This window comes from Nocardia sp. CDC159 (genome assembly GCF_023740735.1).
In the GTDB taxonomy this organism is placed as follows: Bacteria; Actinomycetota; Actinomycetes; order Mycobacteriales; family Mycobacteriaceae; genus Nocardia; species Nocardia pulmonis.
In genome coordinates this window covers 61532-77626 of sequence record NZ_JAMRXH010000024.1, presented here as the reverse complement: position 1 = coordinate 77626, position 16095 = coordinate 61532, and the positions used below count along the sequence as shown (strand labels likewise).

The window sequence follows — 16095 nt, the reverse complement described above, 5'->3', positions numbered from 1 at the left end:
TCGCAACGCGAGCCTGACCGGCCCCACCTACCAACCCGCTTCGCCGACCCGCCAAAGTGCCGCTGGCGAACTACTACATGGCCTGGACCCTGGCCACGCCCACCTACATCGAGGCGGTCGGCGACGTCGACCGCGCAATGATCGCCCTAGTCGCCGACGAGCACCGCCACATCGAAGACTCAGACGACGCCGAATCACCAGGCAGCCATGACCATGTCAAGTCCGCCCTGGCTGTTCCCGAAAGAACACGCGTCGCCCCGCCGTCGCATCACAACACGAACCACGCCGATCACTACCCACCCGAAGAGCACATAACTAGCGACCGCCCCTGTCCTCCGACGTCTCCCGCCGTATATCGCCGCGGCGCCGAATATCAAGACTTCTCATAACCGCGGTTGGGTAGAAGCTGAACCGTGACGACTTGTCGGCGTGTAACACGCCCGTGGAGCTAACGCTGGGCTGTAGCAGACAGCTCGAGGTGGAGCCCGAGCGCTGTCTCTCACCTAAACAACTGCGCTCGTCCGGCGGCCCAACTCCAACCGACCATCAGCGGATTGCCACAATCTCTTCGAACACAGGGAGACGCTCGCGCACCGCTGTACCGGACCGGGAACGCCGCCGTTACCCGGTCACGACGATGGGAAATGCGGGACAGCGACACCAGCGACGCCACGGCCGGGCCGCCCTGGTGTCGCCGCTGGCCGCGACGTCGATAGAACCGCCATTACGGGTCATCGGAGTCCTTCCTGGCCCACCTGCACCGTGGCGCACCGACTGTCGCGGAGAGCGGTTGTCGTGACGGGCACAGCACTGCTGTACGGGACCGCGATCGCCGTAGCTGCCGACGCCGGTGCGGAGCCGACCGGCGCGACGACACCGCTTGTCCACTCGTGCCCTTCGCCGTCCCAGCCACCGGTCAGTGCGTGGGTGATCACCGCCACCCGTGACGTCGAAGCCGCCCCGGTACTCGTGCCTGGACAGCACCAGATTCCACGACAAACGAGTCGCCATACCACCTCGACCGCGCCACGGTCTGAAGCGAACGTTTGCGCTGAGAAGACGTAGGTCGGGAGGGTCTAGAGCCCCGGGCGGCTGACCGCGGCGACGAACATCTGGGACAGCTGGTCGGCCATCCATTCCGTTGGGGCGGTGGCGAATTCGTTGAACACGGGTTCGGCGTCCACCCATTCCTGGATGGCGTAGGTGACCGCGCCGATCATGGTTATGGCTGTGAAATGGAATGGGCGGGAGGGGATCTCGTCTCGTTGGGCAGCTGATTCGGCCTGGGTTACCAGCAGCCATGCCAGGCGGCGGCGGCGTTCGCGCCGCCATATCTCGACTTGGTCGGTGGCCTGGACTACTTCGATGAAGCAGACCCGGGCGGTGCGCCGGTCGGGGCAGGTGGCCGAGAGGAAGGCGCGGAAGGCGCGCTGGGCTCGGGTGGCGAGGTCGTCTTCGGCCGATTCGATCAGGACCGCGCCCACCTGCTCGGCGGCCCGCGCGTCGAACTCGTCGACCGCTGCGATCAGCAGGCGGTCCAGGGCGCCGAATTCCTCATAGAACGAGCGGCGGGAAACCCGGGCGGCGGCGCAGAGGTCGGTGATCGACACGGCGTTGAAGCCACGAGTGCCGAAGAGTTCGACCGCGGCGTCGAGCATTCTGCGTCGCCGTTCGGCGGTGCGCTGGTCGTGGCTGCGACCCTGATACGTGCGCCCCCGCGCGGCATCGTGTGCCGAACCCGCCACCTCGCTCACCGACTCGGGCCTCCTCCGCCTCGGGGGTAATCTCGCGCGGGAAACGCTATCGTGCCGAACGGCGCGAAGACCCTCGGGTGGTGGGTGCGGCGCGGATCAGACCCCCGGTGGCGCCTGTGCGGGCGCGCACGGCACCGGGTGGCTCGCCCCGGGGTCCAGTGCGTTCAGGACCAGGGCCGCCACGGTGGGGTCGACCGAGACCGAGAGGTGTCCGGACAGATTGATCGGGCAGATGTCCTCTAGCACAATGTTTTCCGCATTGCTCGCCGCTCGGATTCCGCTCGTGTACGGCTGCACCTGGGTATCGGCGGTGGTGACGATGTTGATGTAGTCCACGGTCGGTGCGTACACGCCGCTGGCCTGCAGCCGGGCGAGGAAATCGGAGTCCGACAGCAGATCGGCGCATGCCGCGCAGGCGGGCCGGACGGTGCGACCTTCTCGTCGCCGCCCCGAAATTGGATGTAGTCCGCCGCGACGAGAGTTCCTTCCGACCAACCGATCACGTCCACCCGATCCGCTCCAGTGCCACGATCAACGCTGTGATCACGGAAAGCGTTCTGCGCGTTCGGATTGCACTCATCGGAAGCCGCCCGTTCACCGGTAGGCGATGGGCTCGCCGATTTCGACGATGACGCCATTGGGGTCACGGACGGCGGCGACCTTCTGCCCCCATGGGCGAATTGTCGGGGGCAGCGCGTCCGTGGCCCCGGCCGCGAGGGCGGAATCGTAGACCGCGTCGACATCCTCGTGCTCCAACAGAACCCGGAAACCACCGGGCGAGGTGGGCCGGGCGTAGTTCTCGATCTTTCGCCAGTGCTCGATCGTCAATGCGCTCGCGGGTTGCTCCTCCGCCACCCCCGAACCCAGTACCACGAACGTTCCATCCGGATCAGCAAACACCTGGGACAGACCGAAGGCATTCGCATAGAAGGACGCCGTGGCGGCCACGTCGCTCACCATCAAAGTCACACCACCGAACCGCATCGTCGACCTCCTTCTCTGGACAACTTTTGGCTATCTGGTACCTTATCGTACCAATATCGCTCGACCGGCAACAGTTCGGAGTTGATGGTCTTGGTAGCAATCGGATGGAAAACCCCGGAGCCGCCCATCGGCGTAGGGATCGTCGGACTCAGTGCGTTCGGTGGGTGGGCCGCGGAGGCGCACGTCCCCGCCCTCGCCGAACTGGACGGATTCGAACTGCGCGGCCTCGTCGCGAGCGCCCTGCCCGCCGCCAAGGCCGCGAGCGCGAAATACGATGTGGCAGCGGCCTTTTGCGATGTCGACGAGCTTGTGCACCGCGAGGACATCGACCTGGTCGTGGTGGCGCTGCGGCCACCGGCGCAGCCGCGGGCGGTCTGGGCGGCGCTGGCCGCGGGCAAGATGGTGCTGTGTGAATGGCCGCTCGGTGGTGCGCCAGGCGAGGCCGCGAAATTCGCCGCGGCCGCGGCATTTCGCGGTAATCGCACCTTCCTCGGCCTGCAGGCGCGCTGCGCCCCCGCCCTCCGGCATCTGACCGACCTGGTCCGCGGCGGATTCGTCGGCAATGTGCTGTCCACCAGAATGATCGCCTACACCGGCGGGGGCGATGTCGACCTGCTGACCGGCCCCTTCCTGCACACGATCGACGCGGCGACCATGGTGCTCGGCGATTTCGTCCAGGTCGCCGCCGCCGAACACGATCACCTCGTCGTGCAGGGAGTACTCGAAAACGACATTCGCGCGACGCTGCACTTCCATCCCGGCCCGGTGCGCGGTGGCTGCCTGGTATGGGAAATCCACGGCACCGAGGGCGATCTCGTGCTCAGCGGGAACTCGGGACACCTCGGCCAGGCGCGCACCTATCTGCGGGGATGTCGAAACAGCCAGAACGTCTGGCGGCTGCTGCCGGTACCGTCGCGCTACGAATTGCCGCTGCGCGACGAGGCCCACCGCGGCCGGCTCGGCTCGGCCGTCACCGATCTGTATGCCCAGATCCTCATCGATATCGTCACCGACACCCGCACGGTGCCCGACTTCGCCCACGCCACGGCGTGCCACCACCTGCTCGAGCGGCTCGAGCGGTCGTGCGCGCGGCGACGATCCCGCTCTCGCTGAGCGCGTGCCGCAATTGCTCGAGAGTGTTCCACAACACAGCAGCGTGAGTTAATCTGGTACCCGTACGTACAAGATAGCTGTACGTATGCCCGTATAGAGGAGCGACCATGAGAACATCGGCAACGACGCCGAGTCGGTGGGTGGCGGGAATCGTCGGCTGCCTGCTCGTAACGGTGTCGGCGGGCATATTCGTCGGCCCGGCACAGGCGAGGACGGACGTCCCGATCCAACCGCTTCCGGTGGCGGTCCTGCCGCCGGAGCTCGACCCGTTCTACAAGGCGCCCGCGAGCGATATCGTGGCGGCTCCGCCCGGCGGAATTTTGAAGGCTCGCCAGATCACCGCGGCCTTTTTCAATGTGCTGCCGGAGAACATCGACGCATGGCAGGTCCTGTATCGGACCAACGACAGTCACGGTAACGCGATCGCGACGGTGACCACATTGATCAAACCGCGCGGCGAAGCGCCGCCGGACGGCCGGAAGCTGCTGTCGTATCAGATCGCCGAGGATTCCACCGCGATGTATTGCGCACCGTCCTACGGAATCCAGCAGGGCAGCATTCCGTGGTATTCGGATTTCGTCAACATGCTCGAAAGCAATCTCGCCATCGTCGCGGCCCTGTCCAAGGGGTACGCATTGTCGCTTCCGGACTATCAGGGACCGAATTCCGCCTACGGCGCCGCCCGCCTCGGCGGCCAGGCAACCCTAGACGCGATCCGCGCGGCAATCGATTTCGCACCGCTACAACTGACCGCGGGCGATCGGACCCGCGTCGGACTGCTGGGCTATTCCGGCGGCACCATCCCGACCGGATGGGCGGCCGAGCACGCGCAGACCTACGCGCCCGAACTGAACATCGTCGGCGTCGGCATCGGCGGCGTCGTGGAGGCCGATCTGAAGGCGGTGATCCGGCAGAACAACTCCCAGATCTCCGCCGGGTTGATCGGCGGGGCGTTCTTCGGATTCGCCGCCGAATACCCCGAGGTGCGGCACGTCCTGGACACCAAGACGGACTGGTTCACCCGATTCATGTTGACGACCAAGAGTTTTCTGTGCCATGCGCCCCTGGGGTCGGTCATCTTCCCCTTCTGGAACTACCTGGGCGGATACACCGGCACACAACCGGACGGAGTGCTCGAGGAACCGGCGATCACGCAGGCGATCGAGGAGAACCGTCTCGGCCAGCAGCGCCCCAGCATGCCGATGTACATCTACCACGCCCAGAACGACACCCTGATCCCGAACGCGGCCACCGACCGGCTGGTGGATTGGTATTGCCAGGACCCGGGCCAATCCATCACCTACACCCGTGAATTCCTGGCCGAACACATCGCCGGACTCCTGGCCTGGCTCCCGAAAGGCTACGACTTCGTCGTGGACCGCCTGGAGGGCAAGCCCTTGCCGACCGGCTGCAATATCACCAGCCCGTTCAGCGTCCTCTCCGACGCCGACCTGGCCGACATGATCGGCGAGAAATGGCCCACCATCGCCGGATTGCTCACCGGCCAGGCAATCGGCCAACTCCCCCACACGACCTAGGGAGTGCGCTCGATCGGAAAAGAGAATCACCGAACTCGCTTACAGGCAAGGAACACTCAGCACAGGAGGTAGCCATGGGCGGAACTCCGGAAGCCGCGATCGCCTGGGCGCTGATCATCGCCGGAATCGTCGCCATAGCCGTGCCGCTGGCGATCATCAGCGGCATCGGGAACCTGCTCGGAATTCCCAGCTGAAAATCCGATCCAGCCGGGCCACGACCGGCAGCAGCGCCACACCGGCCGGGGCCGACCGCGTGGGATGAGCCGACCGATCGAACCGGTCCATTAAGATCAGCGACGGCTTCACCGCACCTTCGGTGGCAATATTCCCACGCGGTTGCGGGACGGGAGCGGCCGGAATCGTCGAACGGGACCCCGCCGTCCGCCTCGCCTATCTGAATTCGAGGTGGCCATGAGATCGCTGGTTTCGAGGGTCACGAGTTGGACCATGGCAGTGGCCATTGCCGCGACCTGGTCCACGGTGCTGGCCGGGGCCGGTAGGGCGGAACCGACCCCGCTGCCGGTTCAGCCGGTGCTGCCGCCCGGGGTGCCGCCGGCCCAGCCACAGTTCGACCCCGCCTTCTACGACCCACCGGCCGACGTGATCGCGGCGAAGCAAGCCGGGGAGATCATCGCCGCCCGCGAGGTGCACCTGGGATTCGAAGCGGTCCTGCCCATCAACGTCGATGCCTGGCAGCTGTCGTTCCGATCGACCGATCATCTGGATCGCCCCATCGCGGCGGTGACGACGGTGATGAAACCGCGCGGCGGCGACGGCGGGCAACCGTGGAATCTGCTGTCCTATCAGTTCGCGACGGATACCAGCGGCCCTCGCTATTGTTCGCCGTCGTACGTACTTCAGCTGGGCGCGATACCCCCTCCGCTGATCGGCTCGCTCCTCGTGGGCACCGAGTTCCTCCTCCCGATCACGGCCGCCGGGGCCGGGTGGGTGGTGAACATGCCCGACTTCGACGGGCCGAATATGGCGTTCGGCGCGGGACCGCTCAACGGACGGATCACCCTGGACAGCATCCGCGCGGCGGAGAACTTCGTGCCGCTGGGATTGTCCGGCGTGGCTACGAAGGTGGCCCTGGCCGGCTACTCCGGCGGTGCGATCCCGTCCGGCCACGCCGCGGAACTGCATCCGTCCTACGCCCCCGAACTGGACATCGTCGGTGTCGTGGAGGGAGGCATCCCCGCCGACCTGCGGGCCATGGTGAAACTGGCCAACGGCAACCTGGCCTCCGGGCTGTTGCTCAGCGGGATATTGGGCGCCCGACGGGAATACGCCGAGTTGGCGGCCTATCTCGACCAGCACATGAGTCCCGCCCTGAAGACGCTGGACTCGGTGAAATCCGGTCTGTGCTATCTGTATTCGCTCCCGGTCCTGCCCTTCCTGCCCTACGAGCAGATGTTCGACATCGCGGACCCCTTCCACGGCCCGGTGCCCGATCGGGTCTTCGACGAGCTCCGGATGGGTCACGCTGTCCCCAGGGCTCCGATGTTCATGTTCAATGCCAACCCGGACTGGGTCGTCCCCATCGACTCCGTCAACCGGCTGGTGGACTACTACTGCAGCGATCCCGAGGCACGCGTGGTGTACACCCGTGACCACTTCAGCGAGCACATCACGGCCGAATACGTCGCCGTGGCACAGGAACTCGTCTGGCTGAAGGATCGCTTCGACGGTGTCCCGATGACCGCCGGATGCGAAATCCGCGACGAGGGCTCGATGCTGCTGGATCCGGCGAGCTGGCCCGCCTGGCTACAGAGTGCGGGCACCCTGCTCGCCGCCGCCACACAGCAGCCCATCGGCCAGCGCTGACCGAGTCATCGGCGCAAGGCCGGAGGCCGGGTCCGCACGCTCGTCCGCATACGTCGTTGGATATCGGTGACCGAACCGGCGGCATGGATGCCGGAGGGACGCCGGTATGGATCCTCGCGATCACGTCCGGGCGTCCGGGTCGGCCAAATCTCCTCGTCGATCCGCGCCCTTGGCTTCGGAAGCCCAAGTCCGGTCAGCCATTTCGCCAATGCCAGCAGGAGGGGAAAGGCGAGGGCAGTGAGTAGGTAGACCGCAAGTTCGGATGTCATCGGCAGGTCTGCTCCTGGATCTGTTCACGATCGACGGCAATCAGACAGCACGATCGCGGGCGGTGAGGCACCGCCCGCGCTCGGAACGGCAAGCAAGATCGTAGGGCCGAAATCGGTTATGCCGCAGCGATTGCGGACGTTGTTGGCCTGTAGTTTGCCTGAAATCCTTCCACGTCAGCCGTTCTCGCCGAGTGGCAGCGGTGCGCCGAGGGCATGGCGTTGCCACAGCGATTGCGATCGGGTTTCCGGATAGGTTCCGGTATGGGCGCCGTCGTTGTCGTAGAGCCGCACCTGCTGGTCGTGTTCGCGATAGACCGGCCAACCGGGATTTCCGGTGCGGGCGAAGGCCGTCCACGACGCCCGAATGTCCGCCGCCAGCGCCACCGCCCCCGCCTCGGGCGGATCGCGATGGATCGATCCCGCCGCGGCGAACGACCCGAAGACCAGGGGAAGGTCGGCGGAGTGGGCGGCCCCGACCGGCGTCCGGTCGTAGCGCAGCTCATAGAGGTGGGTGCGACCGCCAGCGGCCGAATGTGCCTGCGCCAGGTGCACCGTGGGCATTCTGAACAGGCGATCGCCGAGTACGAGCTCGTGCAGTTCCCGGTGATCGGCGTCCGGGAAGGCCGCTCGGTACTGCTCCGGGTCGCCGGGCCACAGATCCCGCAGCACCTGTTCGGTCAGCTCGGGGGTGACCGGAGGGGCGGTCGGCAGGGCGCCGAAGATTCGCCATTCGTCGCGGGTGTGACCGATCAGCAGATCGATCTCGCGGCCCACGCCGTCGGCGAGCGCCGCACGCGGGGCCCGCGGCAGTACGACACCATCGACCACCGGCCCGAACAGCAGCAGCCACGAGAAGTGCCGGGCCGACCCCCACCAATCGGCGGGCGGTGCGCCCTGGACGACCTGGGTGACCTCGACGAGTTGCCGCGGGGTGAGCCGCGCCAGAGCGTTGGTGGTCGGCTCGACACCGGCGGTCTCGGCGATGCGGGCGCAGACGGCATCGGCCAGCTCCGGGCCGAAGGGATATGCGCTCGGACTCTGCGCGATGGCCCTGGTGAACAGGCCCCGCGCGGCGGGCATCGTCATCAGCGCCAGCACCGAACCACCGCCGGAGGACTGGCCGAAGACGGTCACATTGTCCGGATCACCGCCGAAGGACGCGATATTGCGCTGGATCCACGCCAATGCGGCCGCCTGATCGAGCAGACCCCGGTTGTCGATCGCGTCCGCGATCCGAGCGAATCCCTCGAAGCCGAGGCGGTAGTTGACCGTGACGACCACGACACCGTGCCCGGCCAGCAGTGAACCGTCGTACAGCGGCAGACCCGACCATCCGATCTGGTTGGCGCCGCCGTGAATCCAGACCATCACCGGCAGACCGCCCGCCTCCGGGTCGGGAGTCCAGATATTGAGCGTCAACCACTGATCCGGATCCTCGAGGCCCTCGGTGGGTACCGGAGGAGATCCGGGCAGAGTCGGCTGCGGGGACGGCGGGCCGAACCGCACCGCCGGTCGAACTCCCGTCCAGGGCAGGGGGTGCTGCGGTGCGGCGAATCGCCATCGCCCCACGGGCGGCTGGGCGTAGGGGATTCCGCGGAAGACCGCGACGCCGTCGACGACGGTCCCACGGATCATCCCCTCGGTGGTCCGCCGCAGGGGGGTGACACGCATGGATTCGATCGACATTGATCAGTACCTCTGCGTTCTCACCGATCGAGCGCGGCGTCGGCGAACTCGGCCGGAGCGGGCTCGTGCTGAAGCATGTCGCACAGGACGCGCGCGTGATCGACACCGTGCAGCCGGGCGATGAGCCCCAACGCCATATCGATCCCGGTGCAGGCGGCCTGGGAGGTGACGAGGTTGCCGTCGACGACGTACCGCGAGCCGCGCACGACCGTGACGTCGCCGCGGGCCTCGAGCTCGTCCTCCATATCGCGATTGATACACACCCGACGGCCCCGCGCGGGCCCCGCCTCGGCCAGCAGCACGACCCCCGAACAGACGCTGGTCACCCACGTGGCCCGCGCCGAGACCGCGGCGATCCAGTCGGTCAGCACCCGATTGGACTGCTGCTCCATGGGGCCGGTGCCGCCGGGGATCAGCAGCACGTCCAGCGGCGGGTGGTCGGCGAAGGTGTGGTCGGGGATGATGCGCATCCCCTTGTGGCAGCGGACCGGATCCGGGTGTTCCGCGATGAGCACGACGGTGTCGGCGTTACCGCGTAGCAGGGAGGAGACGGTGAACACCTCCCAGGGTCCGGCCAGGTCGATCTCGTCGACGTTGTCGAAGATCAGCAATCCATATGTGGTCACGCAAATTCACTTTCATCTCCCCGCCCCTCCCGCGGAGTGGGCGGCGGCACTGTAGTTCCGCGCCGCCAATACTAGACGTAACATCTGTTACGTCAACCATTTGTTACGTGCAACTCGGCACAGTAGGATGCCCTCCGATGAGCGAGAACCAGGTCGACGGCCGCACCCTGCGCTACCAGCATCGGCGACCGGAATTGCTGCAGGCCGCGACTCGTTACGTCCTCGACCACGGCGTGGGCGATCTGACGCTGCGATCGCTGGCACCCGCCCTCGGCGTCAGTCATGTCACCGTCATGCGGCACTTCGGAACCGTGGAGGCGCTGCTCACCGAGATTCTGACCGCCATGCTCGCCGAGTTCCGCGCCTGGCTGCGGAGCCTGGACGCGAGCGAGACCGATTCCGGCGCCGAGCTACTGCGCGCGGTATGGCGGCATCTGTGCCGACCGGAAGCGCAGCGACAGTTCCTGCTCCTGTTCGAACTCGCCGCCGCCACAAGGCAAGCCACCGACCCACCGACGATCCCGCCGCAGGCCCTGGTGCACGACGGACTGGATGTGTTCGGCGAGGCGCTGGTTCACCACGGTTGGCCGCCCGACACCGCGGCGCAGGCCGCCACCCTCATCCTCGCCCAGATTCGCGGCCTGCAGATCGACCTCCTCATCACCGCGGACCGCCGACGCGTGGACCAGGCCTTCGAAATGCTGCTGACCATGCTCGTCGAGGCGGGCCTGGATCGAGCTCACGCCCGCTGATCCGGTTACCGCATCCGTCGCGACCGTGACAAGCCGGATGAATTGACGTATGGGCAACGCGCTCGGCGGCCAGCACTGTGGAGGCATGCGGGCTTCGAGGATTCTGGGTTGTGTCGCTTCGCTTTTCGCGGTGCCGGTAATCATGGCCGGGGTCGCCGGGGCCGAGGTGGAACCGCCGAGCGTGGATGTGGTCGCCGGGAAGAACTGGCTGGTCGTGAGCGTGAAACCGAACAGCTCCGATCGCCCGGAATGGTGCCGGGTGGATCCCTACGCCGGGACGCCGCAGACGGACAGCCTCGCGGTGGCCCCGTCCGGAAATCTCTTCGTCGACAATGTTCCGCCGGGCACCCACCAGGTGTGGGTCTGGTGCCCGAACGGCGGAACCACCAAGAAGGAAGTGCGCGTGGGCTGATCTCCGGCCGCGGATTCACGAACCTTCCGGCGGATCGATCGGCGGTAGGTTCTCCACCTCGCGCGCGCGGTCCACGATGGCGGCGATACCCGCGAGCGTCCGCGGGGCGAGACCGGAGGCGCGCAGCGCGAGATTGCGCACGCCCGCGTCCTTCATGGCCTGCAGCATGCTCAGCTGCGACTCGATCTCCTCGTCGGGGCCCGCATCGATGAGGTAGGACGCCGGGACGCCGAAGAACTGGGCGATCGCACGCAGATGTACGACGGTGGGATTCGACTTCAGCCCCGAGCGCAACTGCCACAGATACGCCGAACTGATCGATGTGCCGGTGGCCTGCGTAATCGCCTCGGCGGCAGCGGCATTGGACAGCGGCGGATCCGAAGGCTTGCGCATGACGTCGAACAGCCTGTTGATCTTCGCCGCCAACTCCGTCGGTGCCTCGGCGGTCGTCATGCCGTCGTCCACGATCCTCCGTCCCGAGTGAACCGTCCTCCCGATAGTACACAGTACAACGATTGACATGTACTGACGTAGATGCGAAAGTATCGGCCATATACGGAGGTATGCGGGCCGAACGGCGATATGTACTGGCGTCGAGGGGAAGTCAGCACATACCGATCGGTGACAAGCGCTTCGATCGATGATGCTCGGGCGCCCGCGCGCCCCCGCACCGGCTACACCAGGGGGCGGAGGATATGGCGAGGATCGGCGCGATCGGATATCTGCGGCGCGACATAGCGGGCCCGCGGCAACACTGGGACGAGATCCAAATGCGCAGCCTGGCAAAGCGATTGGGCTACGACCTGCGCAAGACCATCGCTTTCGGAGCGCATACCGACAACCCGGCCGCCCGATTACGGTCGATCGCGAACTCGCTCGGGGTCGCCACCGTGATCGTGCCGAGCCTCGCACACTTCGACGGTGGCGAGGTCCCCGCCTCGCTGCGGGGAGCGACCGTTATCACGGTGTCCGACAACACCTCTCCCTGATCCGCGCACTGTCCGCAGCAGCACCACCATCGCCTTTCGCAGGAGAAACCATGGCCGTCAACCCGATTCCGGCCGTCGCGGGCCACACCGCCGATCATCGCTACAGCCTGCGCGACGTCGTCGCCGCCTACGGATGCGATGCCGTGCGCACGCGCATCACCGCCCTGCACGCGGCCGGCTGCCATCGCGCCGCGCGAGTTATCGAGCGAGAACTACATCAGCTCAACATCTCTCAGCCGCGACCTGGTCTATGCTGACCACGAGGTGAGGCACGGATATGGCCGACAGTACACAGGCCCCGGCGCTGAACGACCGGTTGCGGCGGTTGTTCGACGACATCCGCCCCGCGGGGCGGCACGGCCGCAGGTACACCGACGACCAGGTCGCCGCGGCGGTCCGGGCCGCGCATCCCGAGATCCGGATCAGCGGTGCCTACCTGTCCGCGCTGCGGACCGGCGGCGCGACCGACCCGACGCCGGAGGTCCTGACCGCGCTGGCGGAGTTCTTCGGCGTGCGGCCGGGCTATTTCGCCGATCCGGCGATCGCGGACGAGACCGATGCCGAGATCGCCCTGGCCCGGATCCTCGCCGAGATGGGTGTGCGGCAGATCGCGCTGCGGGCGGCCCGGCTGCGGCCGCAGCGCGAGCCGGGGCGCGCCGCCCAGGCGGACGAACGAGGATGAGAGCCGATGCTGGTGCTCAACGTATGGCACGCAAGACCTTCGAGGAATGACGGTATGGGCCGACGAACCCAGAGACGACGCGCTGCCCGGCTGGTGGAGGACTTCGTCGCCGATCTGCGCCTACCGGTTCCGGCCGAGCCCGAGCAGGTGATGTCGGCGGTCTGCGAAGTCCTCACCCAGCGGCTCGGGCATCCGGTCAAGCGGATGCCGGTGAAATTCCCCGCCTCCCAATCGGATGTGGTCTTCGGGCTGTGGGTGCACGCCGACGACGGTCATTACATCTTCTACGAGAAGGACACCAGCCCGTGGCATCAGCTGGTGATCTTCTGTCACGAGACCGGCCACCTGATCCACGAGCACGACCAGACCCCGCTACTGGACAGCGAGGGCGCCCGACTGCTGCTGCCCAGCCTGGATCCCAGTGCGGTACAGCGCATCATGGCCAAACGCTCGCGGCAGTGTCATGGGCCCGCCGAGATCCAGGCCGAGATGTTCGCGGCCCACCTGCTGACCCACGTCAGCCGCTGGCTACCCGAAAAGCATTGGAATGTCGCGGATTCGGCCGTCGACGCCGTCCATCGAATGGAGAACACGTTCGGGCTGCCGCAGGCGAGCGATCGTGGATAGTACGGCCGCCTTCTTCTACACCGCGGCCGTCGTGAGCGTATTCGCGCTGGCCTACAAGGTGAACCAGCTCCGGCGCGATCGCAGCCTGCAGCGGTGGACCGTGCTGGTGGCAATGTCGCTGTGGACCGCGGTATGCCTCTGCGTCCCGCCGCCGAGTGTGCGATTGATCAACCGCATCACCGGGATCCCCAATATCACCGGGCTGATCGTCTACATCCTGCTGATCTTCCTGGCAGGATCCATGCAGGCGGTCATCCTGGTGTGGCAGCGCGGGCCCGCGGAGATCGGGCCGAAGATCCGGGTGCGCGCGATCGGCTACGCGGCGATCGGCCTGCTGCTCATCGCGCTGTTCTTCGCCGGGAATCCCGTGGAGGAACGCCCGGTCGACTTCGACATCTACTACGCGAAGTCGCCGTGGCTGGCCGAACTCATTGTGATCTACAACGTCGTATTCGCCGTAGCCGCAGCCGATTTCGTGTACTGCGCGCTGAGCTCGGCGCGCGTCACCGACCGCCCGTGGCTGCGGCGGGGGCTGTATCTGGTCGCCGTCTCGGGTCTGCTCGGGGTGATCTCCACCGTCACCAGGATGTCCGCGGTGGTGGCCCGGTGGTTCGACGTCACCGACCTCGACCGCCTCGACACCGAGATCGGCCCCGCCATCGCCGCGCTCGGAATCGTGGTGGCCTGCGTGGGATACACCCTGCCCGCCGCGGGGGAACGGTGTACCGATCTGATCGCCCGCCTGCGCGAATACCACGCGCTGCGGCCGCTGTGGCGTGCGATCCGCACCGCCGCACCGGGATTGAGCTCGCCCATCGATGCGCCCTGGTGGGATCTGAAGCTGCGCACCACCCGTCGCCTGGCCGAGATCCGTGACGGTCAGCTCGCCCTGCGCGCCTACACCCACCCCACCGCCGAGGACCACGCGCGACGCCTCGCCGAACAGGCCGGGTTGGACGATATCGACCGTGCCGCGGTCGTCGAGGCGGCCGGGATCAAGGCCGCCGTCCAGGCGCGGCTCGGCAATCTGCCCGCGCGGCCCGCGCCACCGCGCTCGCCCTCGCGCGGCGGCAGCGACAGCGCCGGGGAGATCGCGTGGCTGACCCGCGTCAGCAATGCCTACGCGAATTCACCGATCGTCGCCGAAACGTTGCGCGCCCTGCGGGCGCCACAGGAATCCAGGAGGTAGCGCATGGTGACGACGGTGGTCGCCCTGGTGCTGTTCGTCGTGTGGCTGGTGGTGGCATTCGGGGTGCGCATCCTGATCGCCGTGCGCCGCACCGGCGAGACCGGCATCCGCCCGCCCGCCCGCTTCAGCACGCAGTGGTGGGGCGAACGCTGCTTCCATCTCGTGGCCGTCCTCGCCTTCGCCGGTACCGCCGCCGACCTCACCGGGTTCCTGCCGCGGATCGCCCCGCTGGACCATCCGGCCCTGCGCCTGATCGGCGCGATCATCGCCGTCTGCGGCATCGCCGCCACCCTCGCTTGTCAACTGGCCATGGGCAATTCATGGCGCATCGGCGTGGACGAACACGAGCGCACCCCCCTCGTCACCACCGGCATCTTCGCCGTCATCCGCAACCCGATCTTCGCCGCGGTCCTGCTCACCGCCCTCGGCCTGACCCTCATGGTGCCCAACCCCCTGTCCCTCACCGGACTCGTACTCCTCACCGCCACAGTCGAATTGCTCGTCCGCGCCGTCGAGGAGCCCTACCTCCGCCGCGCCCACGGAGCCGCCTACCTCCACTACGCCGCCCGCGTGGGCCGCTTCCTCCCCTATATCGGCCGCCTCCAGAGCTGACCGGGACCACCGCTGCCGGTGCGCCACAGCGTCTTTCGACCTCAGAAGGAGTAGGCGTCGACCTCGGCGAGGTAGCGGTCGCGGGTGGGGATGTCGAGGAAGGCGGCCTCGAAGGAGTTGCGGGCCAGGGTGCGGAGGTGAGTTGGGGTGAGGTTCAGGGCCTTTCGGACGCCCTGGAGGTTTTCCTCGACGTAGCCGCCGAAGTAGGCGGGGTCGTCGGAGTTGACCGTGGCGAGCAGGCCCAGGTCGAGCATGCGGCGCAGGGGGTGGTCGGTGAGCTGATCGATCACGCGGAGGCGGACGTTGGAGAAGGGGCAGACGGTGAGGGGGATGCGGTCGCGGACCAGGCGTTGGACCAGGATGGGGTCCTCCAGGACGCGGACGCCGTGGTCGATGCGTTCGACGCCCAGGATGTCCAGGGCCTCGGCGATATAGGAGGGCGGGCCCTCCTCCCCGGCGTGAGCCACGGCGCGCAGACCGAGTTCGCGGGCGCGGCGGTAGACCTCGGCGAATTTGGCGGGCGGGTGGCCGACCTCGGCGGAATCGAGTCCGACCGCGACGATCCGATCCAGATAGGGTTCGGCCTCGGCGAGGGTTTCCAGGGCGGATTCGGCCGACAGGTCGCGCAGGAAGCACAGGATCAGCGAGGTGGTGATGCCGTGGCGCGCCTCGCTGTCGCGCAGGGCGGCCCAGAGCCCGTCGATCACCGTCGCGAAGGGCACGCCGCGCGAGGTGTGCGCCTGCGGGTCGAAGAAGATCTCCGCATGCCGGACGCCCTCGGCCCGCGCCCGCCGCAGATACGCCTCGGCCAGCTCGGTGAAGTCGCGCTCGGTCCGCAACACATCGGTCAGCCGGTAGTACAGGTCCAGGAACGACTGCAGATCCTCGAACCGATAAGCGTGCCGCAGCTCCTCCACCGATGCGAACGGTAGCTCCGCCCCGTTGCGCTCGGCCAGCGCGAACGCCAGCTCGGGCTCCAGGGTCCCTTCGATGTGCAGATGCAGTTCGGCCTTCGGTACGGGCATCGGGGGATCCTAT

At 67.2% G+C, this 16095-nt stretch carries 18 protein-coding genes; 11 read left to right on the top strand and 7 right to left on the bottom strand.

Features of this window, described 5'->3' with window-relative positions; genetic code table 11:
• Positions 1 to 1076 precede the first annotated feature (1076 nt).
• The 3 genes from NDR87_RS34285 to NDR87_RS34275 all read right to left on the bottom strand — a co-directional run bounded on the left by NDR87_RS34285 (position 1077) and on the right by NDR87_RS34275 (position 2738).
• Positions 1077 to 1754: a TetR/AcrR family transcriptional regulator gene (locus NDR87_RS34285; RefSeq protein WP_251918067.1), complete on the bottom strand. Its 678-nt coding sequence runs from the start codon at positions 1752 to 1754 to the stop codon at positions 1077 to 1079.
• Between the two features lie 96 nt (positions 1755 to 1850).
• Entirely contained in the window at positions 1851 to 2105 is a 255-nt protein-coding gene (locus tag NDR87_RS34280; protein WP_251918066.1) for a hypothetical protein, read from the bottom strand.
• Positions 2106 to 2348: 243 nt separating this feature from the next.
• Complete coding sequence (locus NDR87_RS34275) at positions 2349 to 2738, bottom strand: VOC family protein (RefSeq protein WP_251918065.1); 390 nt, start codon at positions 2736 to 2738, stop codon at positions 2349 to 2351.
• Positions 2739 to 2822: 84 nt separating this feature from the next.
• Here NDR87_RS34275 and NDR87_RS34270 point away from each other — a divergent pair, with 84 nt between their 5' ends.
• From NDR87_RS34270 to NDR87_RS34260, 3 genes are all read left to right on the top strand, one after another.
• A complete protein-coding gene (locus tag NDR87_RS34270) occupies positions 2823 to 3851 on the top strand; it encodes a Gfo/Idh/MocA family protein (protein ID WP_251918064.1) in 1029 nt (342 codons plus the stop codon).
• 107 nt (positions 3852 to 3958) lie between these two features.
• Complete coding sequence (locus NDR87_RS34265) at positions 3959 to 5389, top strand: lipase family protein (protein ID WP_251918063.1); 1431 nt, start codon at positions 3959 to 3961, stop codon at positions 5387 to 5389.
• Between the two features lie 447 nt (positions 5390 to 5836).
• Positions 5837 to 7213, top strand: a complete 1377-nt coding sequence (locus NDR87_RS34260; protein ID WP_251918062.1) for a lipase family protein — start codon at positions 5837 to 5839, stop codon at positions 7211 to 7213.
• Between the two features lie 443 nt (positions 7214 to 7656).
• Here the strand turns inward: NDR87_RS34260 and NDR87_RS34255 are convergent, their stop codons facing one another.
• Positions 7657 to 9168 carry a carboxylesterase/lipase family protein gene (locus NDR87_RS34255; protein ID WP_251918061.1) on the bottom strand — a complete coding sequence of 504 codons (1512 nt, stop codon included), beginning with the start codon at positions 9166 to 9168 and terminating at the stop codon, positions 7657 to 7659.
• Positions 9169 to 9188: 20 nt separating this feature from the next.
• Positions 9189 to 9794: a DJ-1/PfpI family protein gene (locus tag NDR87_RS34250; RefSeq protein WP_251918060.1), complete on the bottom strand. Its 606-nt coding sequence runs from the start codon at positions 9792 to 9794 to the stop codon at positions 9189 to 9191.
• Positions 9795 to 9931: 137 nt separating this feature from the next.
• On the opposite strand from NDR87_RS34250, the gene NDR87_RS34245 reads away from it, so the two are divergent.
• A complete protein-coding gene (locus tag NDR87_RS34245; protein WP_251918059.1) occupies positions 9932 to 10546 on the top strand; it encodes a TetR/AcrR family transcriptional regulator in 615 nt (204 codons plus the stop codon).
• Between the two features lie 130 nt (positions 10547 to 10676).
• Positions 10677 to 10958, top strand: coding sequence for a hypothetical protein (locus NDR87_RS34240; RefSeq protein ID WP_251918058.1), 282 nt, complete (start codon positions 10677 to 10679; stop codon positions 10956 to 10958).
• Positions 10959 to 10973: 15 nt separating this feature from the next.
• Here NDR87_RS34240 and NDR87_RS34235 read toward each other — a convergent pair whose 3' ends face one another.
• The gene (locus NDR87_RS34235; RefSeq protein ID WP_251918057.1) at positions 10974 to 11411 is read right to left on the bottom strand and encodes a helix-turn-helix domain-containing protein; all 438 of its coding nucleotides are present in this window, start codon (positions 11409 to 11411) and stop codon (positions 10974 to 10976) included.
• Positions 11412 to 11653: 242 nt separating this feature from the next.
• Between NDR87_RS34235 and NDR87_RS34230 the strand changes: the two genes are divergently transcribed.
• The 6 genes from NDR87_RS34230 to NDR87_RS34205 are packed head-to-tail and all read left to right on the top strand — an operon-like array spanning position 11654 to position 15057.
• Positions 11654 to 11947, top strand: a complete 294-nt coding sequence (locus NDR87_RS34230) for a hypothetical protein (RefSeq protein ID WP_251918056.1) — start codon at positions 11654 to 11656, stop codon at positions 11945 to 11947.
• A 50-nt stretch (positions 11948 to 11997) separates the two neighbouring features.
• On the top strand, positions 11998 to 12204 hold the full coding sequence (locus tag NDR87_RS34225) for a hypothetical protein (RefSeq protein WP_251918055.1): 207 nt from the start codon (positions 11998 to 12000) through the stop codon (positions 12202 to 12204).
• 20 nt (positions 12205 to 12224) lie between these two features.
• The gene (locus NDR87_RS34220) at positions 12225 to 12629 is read left to right on the top strand and encodes a hypothetical protein (RefSeq protein ID WP_251918054.1); all 405 of its coding nucleotides are present in this window, start codon (positions 12225 to 12227) and stop codon (positions 12627 to 12629) included.
• 54 nt (positions 12630 to 12683) lie between these two features.
• Positions 12684 to 13256 (top strand): ImmA/IrrE family metallo-endopeptidase, encoded by a 573-nt coding sequence (locus NDR87_RS34215; RefSeq protein ID WP_251918053.1) that lies wholly within the window; start codon positions 12684 to 12686, stop codon positions 13254 to 13256.
• Positions 13249 to 14445 (top strand): MAB_1171c family putative transporter, encoded by a 1197-nt coding sequence (locus NDR87_RS34210; protein ID WP_251918052.1) that lies wholly within the window; start codon positions 13249 to 13251, stop codon positions 14443 to 14445. Before NDR87_RS34215 ends, NDR87_RS34210 begins: the two co-directional genes overlap by 8 nt.
• A 3-nt stretch (positions 14446 to 14448) precedes the next feature.
• A complete protein-coding gene (locus NDR87_RS34205) occupies positions 14449 to 15057 on the top strand; it encodes an isoprenylcysteine carboxylmethyltransferase family protein (RefSeq protein WP_251918051.1) in 609 nt (202 codons plus the stop codon).
• A 41-nt stretch (positions 15058 to 15098) separates the two neighbouring features.
• Here NDR87_RS34205 and NDR87_RS34200 read toward each other — a convergent pair whose 3' ends face one another.
• Positions 15099 to 16082, bottom strand: coding sequence for an adenosine deaminase (locus NDR87_RS34200; RefSeq protein ID WP_251918050.1), 984 nt, complete (start codon positions 16080 to 16082; stop codon positions 15099 to 15101).
• Between the last annotated feature and the right edge of the window lie 13 nt (positions 16083 to 16095).

Excerpts from the sequence above, each read along its gene's own strand:
- NDR87_RS34275 (WP_251918065.1), bottom strand. The coding sequence starts at position 2,738 with ATGCGGTTCGGTGGTGTGACTTTGATGGTGAGCGACGTGGCCGCCACG.
- NDR87_RS34270 (WP_251918064.1), top strand. The coding sequence starts at position 2,823 with ATGGTCTTGGTAGCAATCGGATGGAAAACCCCGGAGCCGCCCATCGGC.
- NDR87_RS34265 (WP_251918063.1), top strand. The coding sequence starts at position 3,959 with ATGAGAACATCGGCAACGACGCCGAGTCGGTGGGTGGCGGGAATCGTC.
- NDR87_RS34260 (WP_251918062.1), top strand. The coding sequence starts at position 5,837 with ATGGCAGTGGCCATTGCCGCGACCTGGTCCACGGTGCTGGCCGGGGCC.
- NDR87_RS34255 (WP_251918061.1), bottom strand. The coding sequence starts at position 9,168 with ATGTCGATCGAATCCATGCGTGTCACCCCCCTGCGGCGGACCACCGAG.
- NDR87_RS34245 (WP_251918059.1), top strand. The coding sequence starts at position 9,932 with ATGAGCGAGAACCAGGTCGACGGCCGCACCCTGCGCTACCAGCATCGG.
- NDR87_RS34235 (WP_251918057.1), bottom strand. The coding sequence starts at position 11,411 with ATGACGACCGCCGAGGCACCGACGGAGTTGGCGGCGAAGATCAACAGG.
- NDR87_RS34230 (WP_251918056.1), top strand. The coding sequence starts at position 11,654 with ATGGCGAGGATCGGCGCGATCGGATATCTGCGGCGCGACATAGCGGGC.
- NDR87_RS34225 (WP_251918055.1), top strand. The coding sequence starts at position 11,998 with ATGGCCGTCAACCCGATTCCGGCCGTCGCGGGCCACACCGCCGATCAT.
- NDR87_RS34220 (WP_251918054.1), top strand. The coding sequence starts at position 12,225 with ATGGCCGACAGTACACAGGCCCCGGCGCTGAACGACCGGTTGCGGCGG.
- NDR87_RS34215 (WP_251918053.1), top strand. The coding sequence starts at position 12,684 with ATGGGCCGACGAACCCAGAGACGACGCGCTGCCCGGCTGGTGGAGGAC.
- NDR87_RS34205 (WP_251918051.1), top strand. The coding sequence starts at position 14,449 with ATGGTGACGACGGTGGTCGCCCTGGTGCTGTTCGTCGTGTGGCTGGTG.
- NDR87_RS34200 (WP_251918050.1), bottom strand. The coding sequence starts at position 16,082 with ATGCCCGTACCGAAGGCCGAACTGCATCTGCACATCGAAGGGACCCTG.